We start from the raw sequence: 23,142 nt of genomic DNA, 5'->3' as shown, positions 1-23,142 counted from the left end.
AGCTCAATCAGCTGGCTGGTGGCTTGCCGGTGTTAAAGGCCAATTGGGCGGCGAAAGCCCGCTGGTATGCGGGGCGCGCTTCGCCGCGGGCGACATAGGCAGCCAGCGTCGGAAACTCGCCCAGGATGCCCGATGGTTTCGCCCTGAGCAGCACCGACACCATCATCAGATCGCCCGCGCTGAATGCACCATCGAGCCAGGCGGCATCGCCCAGCCGAACAGAAAGTTGGCCCAGCCGATGGCGGATGCGATCCACGATCAGAGGCAGGCGCTCCTTACTCCAGGGCTTGTCGCCCTCCACAAACCTGACGGTTACGAGTTCAAGGATCGGGGGCTCTACCGAGTTGAGCGCGGCAAACATCCATGTGATCGCACGCGCCCGCGCATTGGCATCGTCCGGCAGCAGCCCCCCGTGGCGCTCGGCGATATGGAAGATGATCGCACCGGATTCGAACAGGGTGAGATCGCCTTCCTCATAGGTCGGAATCTGGCCGAAAGGTTGAAGGCCCAGATGCGCGGGCTCCTTCATCGCACTGAACGAAACAGGGCGAACCTCGTAGGGTTGGCCCGCTTCTTCAAGCGCCCAGCGAACGCGTGTATCGCGCGCCAGTCCCATGCCGCCATCGGGCGACCGTTCAAAGGCAGTGATCGTGATGGTCATCGTGAGGCTCCTCTAGGGAAAATCATTGGTCGCGATGCAGTTGCCTGACCATCGCACACATGCTCAAGCCTCTGCGGCTTCCTGCAGCACAGCCAAATCGATCTTCTTCATCTTCAGCATGGCTTGCATCGCCTTTTGCGCTTTCGCCGGATCGGGTTGGCTGAGGTAATCGATCAGCTGTGTCGGCACGATCTGCCACGAAAGGCCAAAGCGATCCTTCAGCCAGCCGCATCGCTGCGCGGCAGGATCGCCACCGCTGGAGAGCTGGTTCCAATAATGGTTGACCTCATCTTGTGAGTGGCAATTCACCACCAGTGATACCGCCGGTGTGAAGCTGAAAGATGGGCCACCATTGAGTGCAGTGAGCTTTTGCCCATCCAATTCAAAAGCGATGGTCATGATCAAGCCTTCCCGCTGGCCGCTTGCACGCGCTGCCTCCTTGCCATAGCGGGTGCTGCTGAGGATGCGCGAGTTCTCAAATACCGACACATAGAAATGCGCGGCTTCCTCGGCGTTGTCGTTGAACCAGAGGAACGGGGTAATGCGCTGGAATCGCGAATTCACGGCAGATCTCCTGTTGTCGGGGTAGCGGCTTTCGTATGGGCGACGAACAAGATCCTCGCCATTCGACACGTTTTCTGCGTGAGCCGCATGTCGTGAGGTGGCTATCGTTGTCATGGGTGTCTGTTTTCAGGTGCTGGCAAAACATGCCTTGCAGCGAACTGTCGTTTGCGCTTTGAACAGGCGCGGCAAGGCAAAGTAGCGTGGAATGCGTGCGCTGATTCTTAATAAAGTGCGCGCGACAGCTACATTTTACGTGTTGCGTTGCAGCGATAAAAACCTGCGTTTTTGAGCCTTTTTTCACGTGTTGATGTGTATACGCGGCGTGAATTGACGCGCTGCAGATATGGCAATTTCTTCTTTGCGAGGTGAATCACGTTCTGGCGTGGTCAGAGCGGCCAAACATGCTGGACAACGTTGTCATGAGAGGCAGATACTCGCTCCGCTTTTTGGCAAGTGCGTAGTGCATGACAAGCAGGAACGTGTATGGATGCGTGATGGCGACTGTCCCCACATGACTGGCCGGAACGCGGTCGTGAAATCGCCGATGTGGCTCACCTATTGCGGTTCAATCCAGCCTGGAGACAGTCCTATGCAAGTGAAGAAGTCGACGAAGTGGTCCACCCTGACTTTGAGTTCGCTGAGTACCGCGCTGGGCGCGGCGCTGTCCACCACCTTGCTTACTGTCGCGCCGGTGCAGACCGTGCATGCACAGACGACATGCGCTGCCGCCTGGAGTGCAACGGCAATCTATACAGCGGGCGACGTTGCCAGTGAAAGCGGCATCAATTACGTCGCCAACTGGTGGACACAGGGCAATGATCCAGCCACCAACAATGGTGGTTCGGGCAGTGGCGAACCGTGGACCTCGCAAGGTGCGTGCGGTAGTTCGCCGACTCCTACACCGACGCCAACTCCAACCCCAACCCCGACTCCTACACCCACGCCAACTCCTACACCGACCCCTACACCCACGCCGACACCAACACCGGCACCCAGCGGATTCGTGTTCAGTCCTTATAAGGACATGAGCATCAATATGAACTGGAATACCTACGCCATGTCGACGGAGGTGACCGGTACGCTGATTCCGGTCGTGGGCAGCGGCAGTCTGTATGCAACCCAAGTGCCGCAGCTGCCGGCGCTTACCATTGCGTTTGCTACGGGCGCGTGCGGTAGCGAAAGCTGGGCCGGTGTGACGCCGTCGGAATTCATTTCCGCGAATATCACGTCGGGTGCGGCCAACTCCCTGGCCAGCGCAGGGCTGGATTACATCATCTCCACCGGTGGTCAGGCCGGCGTGTTCACGTGTTCCTCGCCATCGGCATTCGAAAGCTTCATCGCCGAGTACTACACGCCACAGATGATTGGTGTGGATTTCGATATTGAAGGCGGACAGACTCAAGCAGAGATCCAGCAGCTCGTTGCCGACGCTGCGGCGGCTCAGTCGCAGTATCCGAACTTGCGCTTCTCCTTCACGATTGCGACGCTAGGGGCGTCGGATGGCAGCTACGGTGGAGTCAATTCGCTTGGCGCTGAAGTCGTGCAGGCCATTCAGGCGTCGAGTCCGGCGATCAACAACTACACCATCAACCTGATGGCGATGGATTATTCCACGACGTCATCGGCAAATTGCGTGGTGGTGAATGGCGCTTGTGAAATGGGCCAGTCGGCGATCCAGGCGGTGGTGAACTTGCAACACACCTATGGCATCCCGTTCAGCCACATCGAGTTGACGCCGATGATCGGTCAGAACGATAGCTCCGGTGAAATCACCACCTTGGCCGATATCGACACGATCACCAACTACGCGACCGCCAATGGCCTTGCCGGTGTGCATTTCTGGTCGCTGGATCGTGATACGCCGTGTGCGGCGAGCGGTTCGTCCTCGCCGACCTGTAATTCGTATCCGAGTGTAGGCGTACTCGGGTACACCAATGAAATTCTGAAAGATCTCGGCAAGTAAGGCTCGATCGCGCAAGGCACAACCATGTGCCTTGCGCTCGGTCTGTTCCGAAGGAAGCACTGATTTATTCAGAGCTTTCGCGGTGCATGGATGCACCGCTCACGAAGCAAACACGCGAAGGCTTGATTTGTGGGAGACGTGTGCGGATAGGAAACGCACGCGGCGAGTCTAAAAGTCCAGGACGCATTTTCAGATTTTACAAAACGGAGCAGGGGATCCTGCTGCCGGCGGAGAGTGTTCGGTCCGCAGCAGGTATGTACATGTGACGCGCGCATCGGCTTACCGGTTCGCGCCGCGCTTTTGATTCAAAGCAAACCCCACTACACGCAGTATCGAGCATGGATGCGCGATGGCGCATGTCCCCGCGTGATTGTAGGGAGTGCAGTCACGAGTACGCCGATGTTCCTCACCTGTTGCGGTTCAATCCAACCTTGGAGACAGTCCCATGCAAGTGAAGAAATCAACCAAGTGGTCCACGCTGGCGTTGAGTTCGTTGAGTACCGCGGTCGGAGCGGCTTTGTCGACCGGTGTGCTCACCCTAGTGCCGGTACAGGCTGTGCACGCGCAGTCCACCTGTGCCGCGGCGTGGGTTTCCACTAACGTCTATGTCGCTGGCAATGAAGTCAGTGAGAGCGGTGTCAATTACGTCGCGAATTATTGGACGCAGGACAATAACCCGGCGACAAGCAATGGCGGATCCGGTAGTGGAGAACCCTGGACATCGCAGGGTTCATGCAGTGGCTCACCGACCCCGACGCCCACGCCGACGCCATCGCCTGGCTGCGATCCGGCCTGGGTTTCGACCACCGCTTACAACGGCGGCGCATTGGTCAGCGAGAGCGGCGTCAATTACGAAGCGAACTTCTGGACGCAGGGCAACAATCCGGCAACCGACAATGGCGCGGCCGGCAGTGGCGCGCCGTGGACCTCGATCGGTGCGTGCAGTGGCTCGCCCACTCCGACGCCGACACCCACTCCGACGCCAACACCAACGCCCACTCCGACGCCCACACCCACTCCGACGCCCACACCAACGCCCACACCCAGTGGATTCGTGTTCAGTCCTTATAAGGACATGAGCATCAACATGAACTGGAATACGTATGCCATGTCGACCGAGGTGACTGGTACGCTGATTCCGGTTGTGGGTAGCGGCAGTCTGTACGCAACCGAAGTGCCGCAACTGCCAGCGATTTCCCTCGCCTTCGCCACCGGTGAGTGTGGCAGCGAGAGCTGGGCAGGCGTGACGCCGTCGGAATTCATTAGCGCCAACATCACACCAGGTGCAGCCAATTCACTCGCCAGCGCAGGATTGGATTACATCGTTTCCACCGGTGGTGCGGATGGCGTGTTCACTTGCTCTTCGGCTTCCGCTTTTGAGAGCTTCATTGCCGAGTACTACACCTCGCAGATGATCGGCGTGGACTTCGATATCGAAGGCGGGCAGACGCAGGCGGAGGTTCAGCAGCTCGTAGCGGATGCGGCGGCGGCGCAGTCGGCGTATCCGAGCCTGCGTTTCTCCTTCACCGTCGCCTCGCTGGGAGGGCCGGACAGCGGCACGGGTACCGTCAATGAACTGGGTCAGTGGGTGGTACAAGCGATCCAGGCGACGCCCGCGCTGACTCACTACACCGTCAACCTGATGGTGATGGACTATGGCAGTGCGAGCAGCTCGAACTGCGTCGTGGTGAGTGGCGCCTGCGAAATGGGCCAATCCGCAGTTCAGGCCGTCGCGAACCTCGAGCAGTACTACAACGTCCCGGCCAGCCATATCGAGCTGACGCCGATGATCGGGCAGAACGATACATCCGGTGAAATCACCACGCTGGCCGATATCGACACGATCACCAACTACGCCACCGCCAACGGTCTGGCTGGCGTGCACTTCTGGTCGTTGGATCGCGACACGCCGTGTGCGGCAGGTTCGGCCTCGTCGACCTGTAACTCGTATCCCAGTGTGGGGATCCTGGGTTACACCAACGAGGTCCTGAAGGATCTAGGCAAGTAAAGAGCAGGGGGAAACTGTTGCGGATCGGGAGGCATGCCCGATCCGCAACAGGGATGACGATGGGCAGAGCGGGCCACCGGTACGGAGTGCCGGTGGCTTTTTGTTAATGGGTTGGGAGGCAAGCCCTGAATGATTTGCGCGAGCTCTGTGTTGGAGTAATGTCGCCACGGGTCGCAAAAAGATGTTCTGGAAGCATGCAGCACAGGTGTTGGCTGCTTGCCGATATTCGGTTCAGGGGAAAAAGGGGCGTCTGTTGCTGCGCAGCATGTTTGGGGCGTTAAGTTCTGTAAATCGAGCGCAATAATGTGGACACACATGATGGATGTGTGTAAGTTGCGTCAACTTACGGTAACCTGACACGTTGAATGGTTCGAGCTGCGCCGAAGCAGTACGAAGTATTTAAGTAGTCAATAAAAAGCGGGGGGCGCAAGCTGCTCATGCAACGAACCTTTGTCGTCGGATGCCCACGGTCGGGCACCACTATCGTGCAGGCCATGCTGGCCCGTCACCCGCAAGTCTTCACTCTTCCGGAAACTGGCTTCTTTCCCCGACTGCTCGGCGGCTTGCATTACCGCCTGGGCGATGAAGGTGCCGGTAAACCGCGTCGCCGGAACCTGGCGCGCCTTCTGGGGCTGACCCGCCGCTATGGCCGCCACGAATTCATGGAGCTGCAGCAGAGCCTGCTGGGTCAAGGGCAGCCGCTTTCCCGCGCGCCCTGGTTTCAGGACGACTGCGTGGCGCGCTTCATCGACATTCTGGATGGCCTTGCCGAGCAGGGTGGGCGTTCAATGTGGATCGAGAAGACGCCGCACCACCTGCATTATCTGCCGGAGATCGAGCGCTATCTTCCAAATGCGCGCGTGATCCATGTGATCCGCCCCGGCATCGATGTGCTGGCCTCGATCACCGACGCCGAGCTGCGCTACAACAACAAATCCTTCAGCGGCGGTCTGACGCAATGGGTTGGACGTTGGAATCTCGCGGCGAAAATACATCGTTCGCGCATCGGCGTGCGCAACCATCATTTCGTCTTCCTCGAAGACCTGATGCACAACCCGGCCGAGGAATGGCAGCGCTTGTGTACATTCCTGAATCTGCCAAGCGAGGTCGAGCTGGATCAGGCGTGTTATCAAAACATCGCCGATCCCAAGGCCGAGCCTTGGAAGCGCGATGCGCTCAGTGGCTTGCCGCATCAAACCGAAAGCAAGGTGGATAGCCTGTTCGGTCCGCAACTACGCGAATCACTGCGTGAGCGTCTGTCCTCGTACGAGGAGCTGTACGCGGCCAGCAGTCTTGCTTTCAACCGCGAAGACAGCTTCCTGGCGCCACTGCCGATTCGTACGTCGGAGACCGAAGTGGCAGAGGCCGGAATCGGCGTAACCACTTTGGCCGATGGGCAAATTCGGGTCGCCTGATAACCTCGCAAGCTCCGCGTGTGTGCTTGATAGCTGCGTTCGCGGTCTTCACGCCGCGCACTGAACCGTGCCTTGCGCTGTGATCGAACAAATCGGCTTCCTGCCTGTCACAATCTACGGGTCATTGTGAAATAGGCAGGATCGTGAACCGGAGAAATCACAGGAAGCAGGCGTCGTACGCCAGTTGGTTTGTGGCGATCATCGTGTTGTTGGCCATTGTCGTGGCCGGCGTGTACCTGGTCCGGATGGCCATGCATCCCAAGGAGACGCAGGGCAACACGCTGGAGACTTTGCCCGCGCCAGCATCATCAAGCGCACCGGCCAGCAGCGCATCTGCCGCTGCCATCCAACATCCCATCACGCAAGCCGAATCGAGCCCCGCTGCAGCGTCCACGGCGCCTCTGCCTGCGCTCGCCGAAAGCGATGCCAGCGTGATCAGCGCTTTGGCATCACTGGCAAGCGGCGGTGATTTGCATTCGTTGCTTGTGCCCAATCAGATCATTTCGCGTACGGTCGCCACGATTGATGCGCTCCCACGCCACAGCATGGGTAGCAGCTATATCCTGCCGCTGCGTACGCCCAAGGGCAGCCTGCAGACTGCGCAGGCCAACGGTATTACCGTGATCAATGCCAGCAATGCGGGTCGCTACGATCCGTACGTCGCGGTGCTGGAAAGTGTCGATCCGCACGCGCTGGTTGCGTGGTATCGGCACAATTATCCCTTGTTCCAGCAGGCTTATCGTGAGCTTGGCTATCCGCACGGCTATTTCAACGACCGATTGGTCGCGGCCATCGACGACATGCTTGCGGCGCCTGATTTGCATGATCCGATTGCGCTGACGAAGTCAGGTTCGCGATATCTGTTTGTCGATCCGCAACTGCAATCGCTGTCCAATGGCCAGAAGCTGATGCTGCGGATGGGACCGGCCAACGAGCAGCAGTTCAAAGCAAAGCTGCACATGATCCGTACCCTGCTCACCGGCGGCGAACTTGCGCACTGATCAGGGTTGCCATATTTCTTGCGCAAGCGTCACGTGAAGGTCGTGCGCTCGCAACATGCCGTGACATGGTTCATGGCAAGAAAGACGACTGCCTGATCAGCGTAAAAGAAAAGCCCCGGAAGCGTTGCTCCGGGGCTTTGAGTTCACCCGATGGTGGAAGTGGCGCTACGACTCACGTGTGGCGTGAATCGTGACCGCCTTGTGGATGTCCACCGCCGCCACCGCCGCGAGGCGCCGCTGCTCGTGGCGCTGGCGCGGGCCGGGATTGTGCGTGGTACTGCGGTGCAGCCGCGTGATAGCTCTGTGCTTGCGGCCGGTAGCTCGTTGCTTGCGGGTGGTAGGTGCTCTGCGTATGCGCGCTGTAGTTAGCTGAGCTGGGGCGATTCACCGCTGCCGAGTGGTAGGCGGCGCTGTTATAGCTGGCAGGCCGTGCTGCACCCGCCGTGTTGGCATGGGGGGCGAAGCTTGCCGAACGGAGCGCCATGTTGTTGTTGACGCGTTGAGCGTTCGCGGCCGCTGGCGTGAATCGGCCAGCCGCCATGGCAGCACCCGCTGCGCCCGCACCGACTGCGGCACCGCGAGCCGCTACAACGCCCGCACCGCTGAACACGCCCGGGCGCTGCGTGGCTGCAATCGCCGGGCTGCCGTGATTGACCGACGCAAGCATCGCTTGGTTGTGGCTGGCAGCAGTCATCTGCTGCTGTTGTGCTGCGATCGGGCCAACATTATGCGGATCGCGGGCATAAGCCATTTCCTGTGGTGTGGCACGTGCGGCGAGGCCACCTTGGCCGCCGTTGTAACTGGTGCGGCTGATGTAGGTGTTGTTCACCACCGTCTGGTTGTAGACATTGGTGATGTGCACGCCGCCAAACTGGTTCACGCTGCGGTTGTAATAGAAACCGCCCGCCCCCCAGTGGCCGCCGACGTAACCGACACCGCCATAACCATAGCCGTAATTCACGCCGCCATAGAAGCCGACATGCGTGCCCCAGTAACCGGGATGGAAGGCGTACACGCCGCCAACCCAGCCCCAATAGCCAGGCGTCCACAGCGCACCATAGAACGGCGCCAGCACCCAGGTACCGGGCACCCAGTAATACGCGTAGCCATTCCATGCCCAATAACCCGGCGTCCAGATATAGCCGGGAGCAGGGATCGCCGGTTGCACGTACACGGGCAATATCGGAGGCGGAAAGCCGACGGTAATGCCAACGCCGATGAAGACGCCGGCATTGGCTTGCTGCGGGAGCGCCGTTAGCGCGGCGGCAGCAGCGAATAAAGCGGCGGCGGAACGCACAAGCCAGGTGCGTCTCGTCGAAATATATTGCGTGGAAGTCATTGTTTTCATGGTGTCTCCTCCTCGGCGTGCACCGTACAAGAGAAAACGCGAGAAAACGTGCGACCACATACAGGAAAAAACTGACAAGTTCATCTTTGTTCAGCGGACAACTTGCGCCCGATGCTTGCGTAGCACTCCCAAGGTGTTGTGTTGTTTGACTTTGCTGCAAACCAAATCGTGGATAAACAAACTCAAGGCGCGTACGCGTTCATATACGCCAATCCGTGCGGATTGATGTGCATGGCGCGGCAAAAATATGCGGTTACGATGGTGAATCGTTTTTCCGAGGATAGATCACATGCATCCTGTTCAGGATCTGCAGATGCTCACACGCTATCGGGCGTGGGCCGATCGGCTGATTTTTCAGGCATTGGCGGGCGTGCCGGAGCCGGATCTTGTGCGTTCCCAGCCGATCGTCTTCGGCAGCCTGCTGCGCACGCTGAACCATGTGAACGCCATGGATCAGGTCTGGAAAGCGCACCTGGAAGGCGTGCCGCACGGCTTCACCTCCCGCAATCCCGAGGATTGCCCAGACTTCGAGTCGCTTCGGGAAAACCAAGTGCGGCTCAACGACTGGTATATCCGCTTTGCCGGAACGCTGGATCAGGCCGCTGGCGATGAGACCATCCGCTTCACGTTCATCGGTGGTCGCGAAGGGGCGATGTGTCGCCGTGATATTCTGCTGCACGTGATCAATCATGCGACCTATCATCGCGGCCACGTCGTCATGATGATGTATGGCCTATCCGCGCCCGTACCGACCACAGACCTGCCAGTGTTCCTGCGCGATGAAGGTTGATCGCGCTAGCAGTCGATTGTGTTGATGCAGTACGGATTCACGCGTACTGCATCTTGACCGTCATGCCGCCGTCCACTACGAAATGCTGGCCCGTCACGAAACCGGCGGCTGAACTCAGTAGATAAACCGCCAGCGCACCAATATCTTCGGGCGTGCCGACGCGTCCAGCCGGATGTTGCTGGTGATCGATGCGGCTCAATTTCGGTGTGTGGCGTTTCTGCGGTTTCTGCCAGGCATCGGTGACGATCCAGCCGGGCAGGATGGCGTTGACGCGGACCGACGGACCTACGCTTACTGCCATCGCGTGAGTCAGCGCCACCAACCCGCCTTTGCTCGCTGCATAGGCTTCGGTATCCGGTTCGGATTGCAGTGCTCGCGTGGAAGCGATGTTGATGATCGCGCCGTTGGCCTTGTTCAGCGCCGGCAGCGTGTACTTGCTGCAGAGAAATGCGCCGGTGAGATTGGTGTTGATGTAGCGATTCCATTTTTCCAGCGGCAGGGTGTGCAAGGGCTCGCGTAACGGATCAGCAATGCCGGCGTTGTTGACTAGGCCGTCGATGCGGCCAAAACGCGCAAGGGCCGCATCGACCCAGCGACGTACGCTGCTTTCGCGCGAAACGTCGAGCTGGCGAAAGGCCGCGCGATCGCCAACCTGCCACTCCTGCAGGCAGGCGGCACCTGCTTCCTTGTCCAGATCGCCGATCATCACGGAGCCGCCTGCTCCGAGCACGGCCTGCGCAATGCCGCGGCCGACGCCTTGTGCGCCGCCGGTGATCAGGACGACGCGATCATGCATGGGATGAGCGTCGTAGGTTGTCATGGCTGGAATCTTTGGCATGGCCTGGGCACCTTCGGGCATCAAACCGCAAGCGTAACGCACGGCTACGCGAGCGTTGGAGTACGCTTCGGCCATGCATGCGAATCCACCTGCTGCACAGCACAGTCTCTTGAGGTCGGTGCCGAAGGCGCGTGCTGAAACACATCGCCTGTTCTTTGCCCTGATGCCCGAAGGCGGCGTGCGCCAGCGCCTGCATCGGCTTGCTGGCTGGCTGCAAGATCAGCATCCTGAGTTGCGTGCGCGTTGGGGCAAGCCGGAACGCTTCCATGCCACCTTGAATTTTCTGGGCGACTATCCCGTGTTGCCGGATGAGGCGATCGAGCGGGCAAGCGCTGCAGCGAACGGTCTACACGCTTCGTCCTTTGATTGGTCGTTGGATTACGCGGCGAGCTTTCGCGGGCGGGAGCCGCCCTGCGTCATGCGCTGCACGACGGTCCCGCCCTTGCTACTGGCATTGTGGCAGGACCTTGGCGTGGCGCTGGTCCAGGCTGGCTTGCATCGGCGCGCTGAACGCCAGTACACGCCGCACGTCACGCTCGCCTACGCGCGGTGCGAGTTGCCTGAGCCGGTACCGGTTGAGCCCATCGCCTGGCACGTCGACCAATTCGTGCTGATCCATAACGTGGTGGGGAAGGGCAATTACCAGATCCTCGGCCATTGGTTTCTTTCTGCCTGAAACGGAAATATGGCCCAAAGGTCAGGTATGAACGCGCGACAGCGAGGGGCACAATCAGCGCGATGGCTCACCCTTCATACAGGAGTTCGTCATGCGTTCGATATCCATCGCTTTGCTTGCAGCGCTGAGTCTGTCGGGGATAGCACTGGCGCAGACGCCGCAGGCAAATCACATGCACGCCTTGTACTACGTACCGCCGTACGTCAAAGCAGCTGTTGCCGATCCGGCGCGCGGGCAGGATGCCAGCAACGATGCACGCCGCAAGATCACCGATGTCATGGTGTTCAGTGAAGTGAAGCCGGGTCAGAAAGTGCTGGAACTGATTCCGGGCTCAGGCTACTTCACGCGCGTATTCAGCAGCATTGTCGGCACGCAAGGACATGTCTATGCCTTGTGGCCAAACGAATATGCCAAGGAAGACGCCGATGATGTTACCGCGACCCAAAAGATCGCAGCTGATTCGCATTACCCGAATATCACCATCCTCCAGCAGCCCGCTGCGCAGCTGAGTGTGCCTGAGCCGGTCGATATCGTCTTTACTTCGCAGAATTATCACGATTATCCGGATGCCTTCATGGGCAAGGTCGATCCGGTTGCCTTCGACAAGCAGGTGTATGCGGCACTGAAGCCCGGCGGCTTGTTCGTGGTGATCGACCATGTTGCTCCGGCGGGTTCGGGCATGGCCGATACCGACACCTTGCATCGTATCGATCCGGAGATCGTGAAGAAGCAGGTGGAGTCGGTGGGCTTTGTGTTTGCGGGCGAGAGCAATGTGCTGCGCAATCCGAACGACCCGCACACGATCAAGGTGTTTGATTCATCGATACGCGGCCATACGGATCAGTTCATGTTCCGGTTCCGCAAACCGGGTTGACGTGGTTTTAGTGGAATACATCTGATCGTCGTCCCGGCGCAGGCCGGGACCCAGTGCTTTTCTCTGCATCCAAGTCGCTGGGCCCCGGCCTTCGCCGGGGCGACGGGATACGGTTAGTCGTTCAACCCCTTCCACATGTCATCCACCAGCTCATCGCTGGGATCTGCCGACTGCTCCCAATACATGATGCCGCCAAGGTGCTGCGCCTTGATGTACGCCATCTTTGCGGCAATCGATTGCGGGTCGTCGTAAGTGATGAAGCGACGCGTCTGCGCGTTCCACAGCCATGGTGCTTGCGCATCGGCATCCCAATAGCGCACGTAACCGTGTTTGTTGATGAAGTCAGCTTTCAGTTCCGGCCAGTTGTGGCCACCTTGGTAATGGCCGAAGGTTTGGTAGAGGCCATCGTGATCAGGCTTCACATCGGCAAATTCGCGACCGTAGATCGCCGCGCCGATCAGCAGTTTTTTCGGTGCGACGCCAGCGGCGAGGAACTGTTGTACCGCCCGATCGGTGGTGCGCCCATCACCCGCAATCAGCTTTGATGCGTGCAGGCCAGTGTGATGACCGGTGGTCGGTGTCATCGCGTTGACGAAGTCATAGGTCATCAGGTTGAACCAATCCAGATACGGATTGATAGCAGCGATATCGACGTTGTCGACGAACGGACCGTCGGCGATCGCGACACTGAGCGTGTAGTGGTTAGTGCCGGTGCGGCCATGCGCGGCACCGACGCGATCGAGGCTGGCGCGGATCGCCTTCAGCAGCAAGGTGTAGTTGATTTTGTCCTGCGGGCTGGACTTGATGCCGGATTCGTGATGACCCGGGTATTCCCAATCGACGTCGAGGCCATCCGCGTGCTGCGCGGCAATCAGTTGAGCGGCGCTATCGGCAAACTGCTCACGACCTGCTTCGGTGCTGGCCGCTTCGGAAAATCCGCCCACGCTCCATCCGCCCACCGAAATATCCACCTTCAGTTTTGGATTGATCTTTTTCAGTGCGATCAGATCCTGCAGGTGTTTCACGTCTTGCTGGGCGATGGTGACTTTGCCATCTTGCGGATGCGCGAAAGCAAAGATCAGCGTGTCGATCTTGCCCACATCCTTGGTTTGCACCGGGTTCCAGCCATTGGCGTAGCCGACGACGCGGTATGACGAAGGCGTGGATTGCGCCATCACGCTGCTGCTGGCGGCGAGCATGGCAAGTGGTAACAGCAGGCCGGTGATCAGGCGGCGTGGCTGGCGCAAAGGTGACTTTCGCATCAGGCGTGCTCCAGGTACTGGGTGGTTGCGGTTTGGCAAAGCGGGCTTGAAGGGTGGGGCCGGGCTACCATGTTGATAGTGTCAGACCTTGTTTGCTTATGAACGACGATATTCCTGCTTCCGACAACCCATGGCTGCGCGATGATCCGCCGCCGACTCCGCCAGTCGAGCCCGATCCGGGTGATTGCTGTGGGAATGGCTGCGATCCATGCATCTTCGATTACTACGAGGAAGCACGGCAGCATTACCGCGAGCAACTGGCGGCATGGCGTGAGCGTCATCCTGGCGTTGAGCCTTAAGTCTGGGGGAGCGGTCCGTTTTGCCGTAACGTCATCCCGGCGAAGGCCGGGATCCATTTCCATCACACGCATGGATCCCGGCCTTCGCCGGGATGACGATCGGTTAGATGGATGTTCAGAACAAACACGCGGCCGCCGGAATACGTAGAAGGTCGGATGGACAATCAACGCACGCCGTAAAGCGTTTTCACATCCTGCAGCAAGGCCGACTGACTGGTCGGCCGCGTGTAGAACATGTGGCCACCGGGATATTCCTTGACTTGCACGCGCGTGGGATCGCCCATGGCTGGCATCTGGTCGACGATCAGCACCGAGGCCATGAACGGGCAGGAAAGATCGTCCCAGCCGTGGGCGATCAGCACGTGCAGATTCGGGTCGTTGGCCACCGCTTCGCGCAACTGACTGACCGAGCCCTGGTTAGCATCGTCGTCCTCGTGCCAGGCTTTATTCACGTCAAAGCTCAGTGCGTTGTAACGCCCGTCGTACTTCCAGCCCACGGTCTGCGTGACAAAGTTGACCATCGCCGTGGTGGTAGGCGCGATGATGCCGTTGAGAATCGGATCGCCGCCAACCTGATGCGGCGCGTAGGGGAACGGATCCCAGGCTGTGACATTGGAGTCGTAACGGCTGCCGAGCTTGCCTTCGGCGCGGTACGCCTCGCGCAGATACGCTTGCGTTTCCAGGCGACCGCCGGAGCGTTTGACGAATACCGGATCGAGGCCGGTCAGTTCGGTCACTTTCTGGATCATCGCTTCGGTAGCGGCGGGATCGGTGCGCCCCTTCAGCAAGGTGGTGACGTAATCGCCACGCGTGTAGGCAATGATCGATGCCATCGCCTCGGGCGTCAGTTGGTTTTCGCGTTCAAGATGCGCGGCGGCGATGGAGGGCAGCGTGAGCATCCAGGGAAGCGGCGACACGTTTTCGTTGTCCGATGCGCTCGCGTCAAGATAGGGCGAAAGCAGCACTACACCATTCATGGCCACGCCGAGCTCGGTCTGCAGGTATTCGGTGATGCGCGGACCACGGAAGCCGCCGTAGCTTTCACCCACCAGATACTTGCGTGATTCCATGCGACCGTTTTTCACCAGCCAGTCGTAGATCACGCGCGAGAGATAGGTGATATCGCTATCGGTGCTGTAGAACAGTTTGGTGGCTTTGTCGTCGGGCACCAGTGCGCGGCTGTAGCCGGTGCCGATCGGGTCGATGAAGACCAGGTCGGTGAAGCCGATCCAGGTGCCAGGGTTATCGTGCAACACCGCCGGATCGGAAGGATTGGCGCCGTCTACGCCGAAGTTCACCCGCTTCGGGCCAATGGCGCCGAAGTTCAGGTAAACCGATGAGGCGCCGGGGCCGCCATTGAGCGCGAAGGTGATAGGCCGGTTCTTGCCAGGCATGGTGTAGGCGGTGAATACCACCTGGCCGGTGATGTTGCCCTTCTCGTCGCGCACCGGCAGCGTGCCGACGGTGACGGTGTACTTCAGCGTGTGGCCGTCAACCTCGACGGATTGGTTCACATGCGCGTCGGCGGGAAAGGGCGGGAGATGGAAGCCGTCTGCACTGGTGCCATCCAGGGCCGGTGTTGCCTTGGCATCATCCCCAGCGTAGGCGGGGGAAAAGGTAGCGACGATAAGGGTGGTGAGCAGGGCAGATTGCAGAATCTTGCGCACAACAGTTCCTTGGACATACGAAGAAGAGTTTGCCTGCGCGGACAAAGCCCGCAGGCCGTTACAGACTAACCAAGACACACGCCAGTGCATTGTGCCCAAAGGCATAGAGGGAGCACTGCGTCGCATGGAGGCGGATCAGGCGTTGAAGCGCTTGCTGCGCTGCATTAGATTCTGCAGCTCAGTAAAGGGGAGTTCTGGATGAAACGCACGCTGCTTATCGCGGCCGCAGCACTGCTCAGTGCATGCGGGGGTCAGGTTGTACACGCTCCGGCGCCGATCGGCGATCTGGTCAAGCCCGGCATGGCGCCGTGGCTCACGGTGGCGGGCGGCCCGGACAAGCTCGAAGTGCGCGGGCTCGATCACAAGTTGATCCTGGAGCCGTCGCCGGATCTGGCCAGGGCGGTGCAGTCGCAACTTGGCGCCCAATTGCAGCCGAGTTACTTCCAAGATCTGGTCATGACGTGCTCCGCGCTGGATACGGCGCTGCGCGTCGACGAAGAGAAAGCACCGGGCGAGCTGGGGCTGGATATGACCCTGCATTGTTCGATCTGGGCGCGTGGTTTCGATACCCAGCACGACTACAAGGTACATGTGTCCGCGCCCGTGACCGGTGGCGCAACGGACCAGGGCTATGCGCAGACGCTGCCCTCGCTGTTAGCCGATGGCTCCAACGACATGGCAATCCAATTGCGCGGGGATCTGCAGAAATTCGCCCAGCATCCACGCTGAAATGGGCGCTACCAAGCGCCCGCTAGCGGGCGCCTACGCTCATTCGGGTACACGTCGGCCAACATCAGCCCCGCGATCCACGCTATCTTGTTAGCTGGAAAGTTTGGGGAGACCGCCCGTGAACGCAGTACCTGGACCCGGCGCCGAACCGCGCGCCGAACTCACTATCCGTGGCCTGATCATAGGCATCGTGATCACGCTCGTGTTCACCGCGGCCAACGTGTTCTTCGGCCTGAAGGCCGGCCTGACCTTCGCCACGTCGATCCCGGCGGCGGTGATTTCGATGGCCATCCTGCGCGCCATGAAGAACTCGACGGTCCAGGAAAACAACATCGTGCAGACGGTGGCTTCGGCCGCTGGCACGTTGTCAGCGATCATCTTCGTGCTGCCCGGCCTGATCATGGTGGGCTGGTGGACCGGCTTCCCGTTCTGGATCTCGTTCGGCATCTGCGCCTCAGGCGGCATCCTGGGCGTGATGTACACCATCCCGCTGCGCCGTGCGCTGGTGACCGACTCGGATCTGCCGTATCCAGAAGGTGTGGCCTGTGCGGAGGTGCTGAAGGTCGGTTCGGGCGAGCACGCCGAAGCTTCCCAGTCGGCGTCGGTCGAAGGTGGCACCAGCGGCCTGATGGCGGTTGTCATCGGCTCGATCGTCTCGGCGGTGTTCTACATCGTCGTGGAAACCAAGATCTTTGCCAGCGATGTGGTGCAGTACTTCCGCATCGGTGATCGCGGCGCCGCCAGCGGCTACGATTTCAGTCTGTCCTTTGCGCTGTTTGCGGTGGGTCACCTGGTTGGCTTGTGGGTTGGCATCGCCATGCTGCTGGGTGCAGTGATCGGCTGGGGCTGGGCCGTGCCGCACTTCACGTTGCTGCACCCGGCCGCGGGTGCTGTGGCGGACGTCGCGCAGGGTGCGTGGAGTCATTACGTGCGCTTCGTCGGTGCCGGCACCATCGGTGTGGCGGCCATCTGGACGTTGGCCAAGCTGGTCAAGCCGGTGGTCAGTGGTCTCGCCTCCGCCATGGCGGCTTCGCGCGTGCGCAAGGCAGGCAAGGGTGCAACGCTGCCGCGCACCGAACAGGACATGCCGATCGGCATCGTCGGCCTGATCGTGCTGATCTGCATGCTGCCGATTGCCTGGTTGCTCGGTAACTTCAGCGTTACCAGCGGCCTGGGCTCGCATACCGCGCTGCTGGTGATCGGCGGCGTAGTGTTCGTGCTGATCCTGAGCTTTTTGGTGTCGACCGTGTGCGGTTACATGGCTGGGCTAATCGGTTCCTCCAACAGTCCGTTGTCGGGTATCGGCATCCTGGTGGTGATCATCGCCGCGCTGCTGCTCGTGGCCGGCGTGAAGTCGGATCTACCCGCAGATTCGGGCAAAGCACTGGTCGCCTTTGCGCTGTTCATCACCTCGGTGGTGTTTGCGGTGGCGGCCATCGCCAACAACAACCTGCAGGATCTCAAGACCGGCCAGCTAGTGGATGCCACTCCGTGGCGCCAGCAGGTTGCGCTCGTGATCGGCGTGATTGCCGGCGCGATCGTCATCCCGCCAGTGCTGGATCTGCTCAACCACGCTTACGGTTTCCTCGGTGCGCCGGGCGCCGATCCGGCGCATGCATTGCCTGCGCCGCAGGCGGGCCTGATTTCTGCGCTGGCACAGGGCGTGATTCAGAACAACATCGACTGGAGCCTGATCGGCGTGGGCGCCGTGATCGGCGTGGCCATCATCTTGCTCGACGCGATCCTGGGCGCCACCACCAAGTCCGTACGCCTGCCACCGCTGGCCGTGGGCCTGGGCATCTATCTGCCCACCTCCACCACCTTGATGATCGTGGTCGGCGCTATCGTCGGCTGGTACTTCGACAAGCGCGCAGATCGCACGCCGAAAGCCGAAGCCACCAAGCAGCTTGGCGTGCTGTTGGCGTCGGGTCTGATCGTGGGCGAGAGCATCATCGGCGTGGTGGTTGCGGCGATCGTGGTGTTCTCCGGCAAGTCGGCGCCGCTGGCGCTGGTGGGTGACAGTTTTGAGAACGCGTCAATCTGGATTGGCGGCATTGCCTTTGCAGCAGTGACGTTCCTGATGTATCGCTGGATTGCGCGACTCGGCCAGAAGGCCTGAGAGATTGGTTTGCATCAAACCCCTCTCCCTATCGGAGAGGGGGTGGTGTGAGAGGCGCTCAGTGTGTAATGCCCCATGCTTGTAGAGCGCTCAGCATCGTGCTCCAAGCCTCGGCCCGTCGGCGTCTTGAAGGGCGCATTTCCCCTCACCGTCATTCCGGCGAAGGCCGGAATCCATGCTTCGTACTGACCGTGGATTTCGGCCTTCGCCGGAATGACGGTGAGGCAAGGTCGGGCATTGCGATAGAGATGTGCAGCTATCTGTATCTGAAGAGAAATCAGCTGGTAGCGCGTACAATACGCACCCTGATTCCCACCGGATGCATCCGCCTTGACCATGGTCGGTATCCATGCGTCCGCGCCCGATGCGGTGCTGGATGCGCTTTTTCTTCCCTTTTCGGACGGGTCGTTGCAATGGCCCCTTGATGGCAATGTGCTTTTCCTGCGCGCGCGCGATAGCTATCGCCTGCGTGAGATGGCACAGCCAGGCTGGTTGTGCGAGCAGAGCTTCAAGCCGTTCGCCGATGCCTTGGCTCGTAGCGGATTGACTCTTGGCGAAGCCATGCCCGATGCACGTTTCAAGTGCGTATTGGTGTTGCCGCCTCGGCAGCGCGAGGAGTCACGCGCCTTGTTCGCGCGTGCGGTCATGCATGCCGAGGGCGGTGGTGTGGTGCTGGCATGTGTGCCCAATGCAGAGGGCGCGAAGTCTGCGCAAGCCGATCTGGAGGCCTTGCTGGGATCGGTCAGTCATCTTTCCAAGCACAAGTGCCGCGTGTTCTGGGGAGTGTCCCAGGCGCAATCCATCGATCGTGTCTTGCTCGATACGTGGCTGGCGCTGGATCGGCCGCAGCCGAACGCGGCTGGTTATTTCAGTCGGCCCGGGCTGTTTGCATGGGATCGCGTGGATACCGCATCCGCCTTGCTCGCCGCGCATTTGCCGGAAGATCTGCACGGACACGTGGCCGACTTTGGCGCGGGGTATGGTTTCCTCGCGACGCAAATCATCGCCCGTTGTCCGCATATCACGGCGCTCGATCTCTACGAAGCGGAAGCACGTGCGTTGGAGCCGGCGAAGCTCAACACGGCCCGCGCGCTACGCGAAAGCGGACGCGAGCTGGCATTTGCCGTGCATTGGCATGATGTCACTACCGGTATCGAGCGGCGCTACGACGCGATTGTCAGCAATCCGCCGTTTCACCAGGGCAGGGCGGATCTGCCTGATCTTGGTCGTGCTTTCATCGCGCGTGCCGCCAATGCGCTGGTGCCTCAGGGCCGTTTATGGCTGGTGGCCAATCGCCATCTGCCTTATGAGTCGACATTGGCTGCGCACTTCCAGCAGGTGCGAGCCGTAGCTGTGCAGGATGGTTTCAAGGTGATCGAAGCAACAGGTGTACGTGGATGAGGCTGGTCAGGCTGATTGCGAATCTAGGTTATGGCAACCGCAAGGATGTTGCGTGGATGTTCCGCGAGGGGCGCATCACCGATCCTGACGGCGAAGTGCTGTATGCCGATGACAAGGTGGAACACGCACAGATACGCATCGACGGCGAGCCGCTCGATCCGCCCACGGGGCTGGTGTTGATGATGAACAAGCCGCTCGGTGTCACCTGTTCGCGCAAGGATCTGGGACGTGTGGTGTACGACCTGCTACCGCCGCGCTATCGCGCGCGCAGTCCTGCCTTGTCCACCGTTGGCCGGCTTGATCGCGATACATCGGGCCTGCTGCTATTCACCGACGACGGTGCCTTGCTGCACCGGATCATTTCGCCGCGCGCGGATATCGGCAAGGTGTATGAGGCGACACTTGCGCGAGACCTTTCCGGTGATGAGCAGGCACTGTTCGCCAGCGGCACACTGATGCTGGAATCGGAAACGACGCCCTTGCTGCCGGCATCGCTGGAAGTGCTTTCCTCGCGCCAGGCGCGCTTGCGCATTACCGAAGGCCGTTATCATCAGGTGCGCAGAATGTTTGCGGCCACCGGCAATCACGTCGAGGCGCTGCATCGCAGTGCGGTAGGTGGCCTTGAGCTGGGTGAGCTTGCGGCGGGTACGTGGCGACCTCTCGACGCTAGCGAGATAGCGCAGATTTTCGAAAGCACCGAACCGGTCCGTACGTAACGGACCGGGCATGGATCACGGCTGGGCCTGGTTCTGGCGGAAGCGGGCCAGTTCGTCTTCGCGACGGGATCGTGCGCTGGACGTCCAGGAAACCAAATTGAATTCCGATGGCGCGTTACGGCGACGTTCGGAGGGGGCATCCTGCGTGATAACTACTGAGAGCATCCCTGCTACCAGCTGCATTCCGCGCGAGAAGGCGGAACGAGCGAGAAGCATGTGCATATTGTTTACTCCATCGGCTACCCCTGCGCAGCCGCGAACGCACTCTAGCAAGGATCAAACGTGAATGTATAGGGAACGTGAAGATCTTTACGCTACCCCTGCCATGAGTCTTGCCTTGGCGACAATTTGCCCGAATATGCTTCTTTATGTCCCTGACTTCTTTGACATTCGATAACACCTTCATCCGAGATTTGCCGGGTGACCCCGACCATGGCCCAGGCGCCCGTCAGGTGCATGGCGCGATGTATTCGCGTGTAGATCCCAGTCCGGTCGCCGCGCCGCGAGTGATCGCCTGGTCACGCGAGGTAGCTTCGGCGCTGGGCTTGAGCAAAGCCGATATCGCCAATCCGTTGTTTGCCCAGGTATTTGGCGGCAACGGCATGATGGAGGGTATGCAGCCGTGGGCGTCCAACTACGGCGGCCATCAGTTCGGCGTCTGGGCCGGTCAGCTCGGCGACGGCCGTGCGATTTCTTTGGGTGAAGTACTCACGGCGCAGGGCGAGCGACTGGAGCTTCAGCTCAAGGGCGCCGGCGCGACACCGTACTCGCGGGGGGCGGATGGGCGTGCCGTGCTGCGCTCCTCGGTTCGCGAATTTCTGTGCAGCGAGGCCATGCATCACCTCGGGGTCCCCACGACGCGTGCGCTCAGCCTGGTGCTGACCGGTGACGCGGTCGAGCGCGACATGTTCTACGACGGCCATCCACAGGACGAGCCTGGAGCGATCGTTTGCCGGGTAGCACCTTCGTTCATACGTTTCGGACATTTCGAACTGCCCACGTCGCGTGGTGACATCGCCTTGTTGCGCCAACTGGCCGACTTCACCATCCGGCGCGATTTCTCTCATCTGCAGGGCAGTGGCGAGACGCTTTATGGGGACTGGTTCGCTGAGATCTGTGCGAGCACGGCGCGGATGGTCGCGCACTGGATGCGCGTGGGCTTCGTGCATGGCGTGATGAACACCGACAACATGTCTGTTTTAGGACTCACTATCGATTATGGTCCGTATGGTTGGATCGACGACTTCGATCCGGATTGGACACCCAACACCACCGATGCAATGCGCCGCCGTTATCGCTTCGGCCAGCAGCCAAACGTCGCGTGGTGGAACCTGAGCCGGTTGGCCGCAGCACTGGCGCCGTTGTTTGGCGATGTCGCGCCGTTGCAGGCGGGAGTAGATCGTTATGCTGACGAATACGCACAGCAGATGCAGCGTGACATCGCAGCGAAACTGGGCTTGGCGGCATGCCGCGATGATGACGTAACGCGCATGGAAACACTGCAGGCACTGATGCAGCAGGCGGAGGTCGACATGACTTTGTTCTTCCGTGCATTGAGCGATATCGATACACAATCGCCGACGCTCGAACCGGTGCAGCATGCGTTTTACGATGCGGCGAAACGCGATGCGGCGACCACCGATTTCATGCGTTGGCTACAGGATTACGCGGCACGCCTGCGTGATGATCCGCTTTCGCCCGAAGAGCGGCGACGACGCATGCATGAGGCAAATCCGTGTTACGTGCTGCGCAACTATCTTGCGCAGGAAGCGATCGACCGCGCGGCCGTTGGCGATTACGCCGGTATTCACGACTTGCTCGAGGTGCTGCGACATCCGTATCAGGAACAGCCGGGCCGCGAGCACTACGCGCAGAAACGGCCTGAGTGGGCGAAGTCCCGCGCAGGGTGTTCGATGCTGTCCTGCAGTTCTTGATATCGAACCGTCACGGCCTTGATGCATGCGATCAAAGCCGTGACGTCAGTTCAGCCGCTTCGCGGCAGCAATGGCTTAATTGCCATTGTTTCCGTTATTCCCTTGCTGCGGATTCGGACGGGGCGACGGACGGTTGCCGTTGTTGTTTGACGGCGGCGGGCGATTGCCGCCACCTGGCGGTTGCGGCCGGTTCCCACCACCCGGTGGTTGTGGACGATTGCCGCCGCCGGGAGGCTGTGGCCGGTTCCCTCCAGGGGGTTGTGGCCGATTGCCGCTGCCGGGAGGCTGAGGGCGATTGCCACCACCTGGTGGTTGCGGCCGGTTGCCACCACCAGGCGGTTGAGGCCGATTTCCACCACCCGGTGGCTGCGGGCGGTTACCGCCGGGCGGCGGACGAACGGGCGGACGTGGCCGCATCGGCGGGCGTGCCGGAGGCCGGATCACGATAGGCCGTCCATACCAGCGAGCACGATCCCGGTAGAACGGACGGTTGCTGTAATAGTTGCCCCAATACGAGGCGATCACGAACGAGACGATCGGAATACCGATCTGCGAGCCATAGTCGGCAACGTAGACCGGCTGGCTGTTATACATGTACGCGATATAGGTGCCGGCAACCCAGCCGCGATTGGGGCCGCTGATGACATCGCACCATGCCCATCCCGTGGTGCAGCCCTGCACGGAAACCCAGGTGTTGACTGGCAAAACCTGGATGGCCGGATATTGGGAATCGGGCCCGGCACGCATATTGACGTTGGTGATGACATAACCGTCTGCGGCGAACGCGGCGGCGGGGGCCATCATCATCAAGGCGACCAGAACGGACCGCAGTATGCGTTTCATCGGGCAATCCTCCAGCAATTTCGGGTTGGTGGAC

General features: G+C 60.3%; 21 protein-coding genes. 13 read left to right on the top strand and 8 right to left on the bottom strand.

Translation table 11 applies throughout. The features are described 5' to 3' along the window. Positions 1-7: 7 nt before the first annotated feature. Together ISN74_RS13590 and ISN74_RS13585 are read right to left on the bottom strand one after the other, a co-directional pair. Positions 8-661, bottom strand: a complete 654-nt coding sequence (locus ISN74_RS13590) for a glutathione S-transferase family protein (RefSeq protein WP_188799745.1) — start codon at positions 659-661, stop codon at positions 8-10. Between the two features lie 63 nt (positions 662-724). Next, positions 725-1,225 (bottom strand): VOC family protein, encoded by a 501-nt coding sequence (locus ISN74_RS13585; protein WP_188799744.1) that lies wholly within the window; start codon positions 1,223-1,225, stop codon positions 725-727. A gap of 589 nt (positions 1,226-1,814) precedes the next feature. Between ISN74_RS13585 and ISN74_RS13580 the strand changes: the two genes are divergently transcribed. The 4 genes from ISN74_RS13580 (at position 1,815) to ISN74_RS13565 (ending at position 7,612) form a co-directional block, all read left to right on the top strand. Then, the gene (locus ISN74_RS13580; RefSeq protein ID WP_188799743.1) at positions 1,815-3,188 is read left to right on the top strand and encodes a carbohydrate-binding protein; all 1,374 of its coding nucleotides are present in this window, start codon (positions 1,815-1,817) and stop codon (positions 3,186-3,188) included. Positions 3,189-3,633: 445 nt separating this feature from the next. After that, complete coding sequence (locus tag ISN74_RS13575) at positions 3,634-5,196, top strand: carbohydrate-binding protein (protein ID WP_188799742.1); 1,563 nt, start codon at positions 3,634-3,636, stop codon at positions 5,194-5,196. Positions 5,197-5,633: 437 nt separating this feature from the next. After that, entirely contained in the window at positions 5,634-6,611 is a 978-nt protein-coding gene (locus tag ISN74_RS13570; RefSeq protein ID WP_188799741.1) for a sulfotransferase family protein, read from the top strand. Positions 6,612-6,754: 143 nt separating this feature from the next. Then, a complete protein-coding gene (locus tag ISN74_RS13565) occupies positions 6,755-7,612 on the top strand; it encodes a DUF3014 domain-containing protein (RefSeq protein WP_229679282.1) in 858 nt (285 codons plus the stop codon). A gap of 172 nt (positions 7,613-7,784) precedes the next feature. Here the strand turns inward: ISN74_RS13565 and ISN74_RS13560 are convergent, their stop codons facing one another. Next, positions 7,785-8,960: a YXWGXW repeat-containing protein gene (locus ISN74_RS13560; protein ID WP_203546614.1), complete on the bottom strand. Its 1,176-nt coding sequence runs from the start codon at positions 8,958-8,960 to the stop codon at positions 7,785-7,787. Between the two features lie 289 nt (positions 8,961-9,249). Between ISN74_RS13560 and ISN74_RS13555 the strand changes: the two genes are divergently transcribed. Then, positions 9,250-9,750, top strand: coding sequence for a DinB family protein (locus tag ISN74_RS13555; RefSeq protein ID WP_203546613.1), 501 nt, complete (start codon positions 9,250-9,252; stop codon positions 9,748-9,750). Positions 9,751-9,787: 37 nt separating this feature from the next. Here the strand turns inward: ISN74_RS13555 and ISN74_RS13550 are convergent, their stop codons facing one another. Continuing rightward, the gene (locus ISN74_RS13550; RefSeq protein WP_188800628.1) at positions 9,788-10,588 is read right to left on the bottom strand and encodes an SDR family oxidoreductase; all 801 of its coding nucleotides are present in this window, start codon (positions 10,586-10,588) and stop codon (positions 9,788-9,790) included. Positions 10,589-10,661: 73 nt separating this feature from the next. On the opposite strand from ISN74_RS13550, the gene thpR reads away from it, so the two are divergent. Next, positions 10,662-11,264, top strand: coding sequence for an RNA 2',3'-cyclic phosphodiesterase (thpR, locus tag ISN74_RS13545; protein ID WP_188799740.1), 603 nt, complete (start codon positions 10,662-10,664; stop codon positions 11,262-11,264). A 91-nt stretch (positions 11,265-11,355) separates the two neighbouring features. Then, complete coding sequence (locus ISN74_RS13540) at positions 11,356-12,138, top strand: class I SAM-dependent methyltransferase (protein ID WP_188799739.1); 783 nt, start codon at positions 11,356-11,358, stop codon at positions 12,136-12,138. Between the two features lie 113 nt (positions 12,139-12,251). On the opposite strand, the gene ISN74_RS13535 is transcribed toward ISN74_RS13540, so the two are convergent. Continuing rightward, positions 12,252-13,400 carry a glycoside hydrolase family 18 protein gene (locus ISN74_RS13535; protein ID WP_188799738.1) on the bottom strand — a complete coding sequence of 383 codons (1,149 nt, stop codon included), beginning with the start codon at positions 13,398-13,400 and terminating at the stop codon, positions 12,252-12,254. Positions 13,401-13,498: 98 nt separating this feature from the next. On the opposite strand from ISN74_RS13535, the gene ISN74_RS13530 reads away from it, so the two are divergent. Then, on the top strand, positions 13,499-13,699 hold the full coding sequence (locus ISN74_RS13530; protein WP_188799737.1) for an oxidoreductase-like domain-containing protein: 201 nt from the start codon (positions 13,499-13,501) through the stop codon (positions 13,697-13,699). A gap of 164 nt (positions 13,700-13,863) precedes the next feature. On the opposite strand, the gene ISN74_RS13525 is transcribed toward ISN74_RS13530, so the two are convergent. Beyond that, positions 13,864-15,366, bottom strand: coding sequence for a S10 family peptidase (locus ISN74_RS13525; protein ID WP_188799736.1), 1,503 nt, complete (start codon positions 15,364-15,366; stop codon positions 13,864-13,866). 198 nt (positions 15,367-15,564) lie between these two features. On the opposite strand from ISN74_RS13525, the gene ISN74_RS13520 reads away from it, so the two are divergent. From ISN74_RS13520 to ISN74_RS13505, 4 genes are all read left to right on the top strand, one after another. Then, positions 15,565-16,095: a hypothetical protein gene (locus ISN74_RS13520; RefSeq protein WP_188799735.1), complete on the top strand. Its 531-nt coding sequence runs from the start codon at positions 15,565-15,567 to the stop codon at positions 16,093-16,095. A gap of 118 nt (positions 16,096-16,213) precedes the next feature. Continuing rightward, a complete protein-coding gene (locus ISN74_RS13515) occupies positions 16,214-18,214 on the top strand; it encodes an OPT family oligopeptide transporter (protein WP_188799734.1) in 2,001 nt (666 codons plus the stop codon). A gap of 336 nt (positions 18,215-18,550) precedes the next feature. Beyond that, positions 18,551-19,615, top strand: a complete 1,065-nt coding sequence (locus tag ISN74_RS13510; protein WP_188800626.1) for a class I SAM-dependent methyltransferase — start codon at positions 18,551-18,553, stop codon at positions 19,613-19,615. Then, complete coding sequence (locus ISN74_RS13505) at positions 19,612-20,331, top strand: pseudouridine synthase (protein ID WP_188799733.1); 720 nt, start codon at positions 19,612-19,614, stop codon at positions 20,329-20,331. The genes ISN74_RS13510 and ISN74_RS13505 overlap by 4 nt, the downstream gene beginning before the upstream one ends. A gap of 15 nt (positions 20,332-20,346) precedes the next feature. Here ISN74_RS13505 and ISN74_RS13500 read toward each other — a convergent pair whose 3' ends face one another. After that, positions 20,347-20,553, bottom strand: a complete 207-nt coding sequence (locus ISN74_RS13500; protein ID WP_188799732.1) for a hypothetical protein — start codon at positions 20,551-20,553, stop codon at positions 20,347-20,349. A gap of 152 nt (positions 20,554-20,705) precedes the next feature. On the opposite strand from ISN74_RS13500, the gene ISN74_RS13495 reads away from it, so the two are divergent. Further along, on the top strand, positions 20,706-22,265 hold the full coding sequence (locus ISN74_RS13495) for a protein adenylyltransferase SelO (RefSeq protein WP_425488855.1): 1,560 nt from the start codon (positions 20,706-20,708) through the stop codon (positions 22,263-22,265). Positions 22,266-22,340: 75 nt separating this feature from the next. On the opposite strand, the gene ISN74_RS13490 is transcribed toward ISN74_RS13495, so the two are convergent. Next, on the bottom strand, positions 22,341-23,108 hold the full coding sequence (locus tag ISN74_RS13490) for an SH3 domain-containing protein (RefSeq protein WP_188799730.1): 768 nt from the start codon (positions 23,106-23,108) through the stop codon (positions 22,341-22,343). Positions 23,109-23,142 lie beyond the last annotated feature (34 nt).

It is taken from the genome of Dyella caseinilytica (assembly GCF_016865235.1).
Lineage (GTDB): Bacteria > Pseudomonadota > Gammaproteobacteria > Xanthomonadales > Rhodanobacteraceae > Dyella_B > Dyella_B caseinilytica.
The sequence above is the reverse complement of the archived record's forward strand: the minus strand, read 5'-3'. Positions and strand labels throughout refer to the sequence as shown.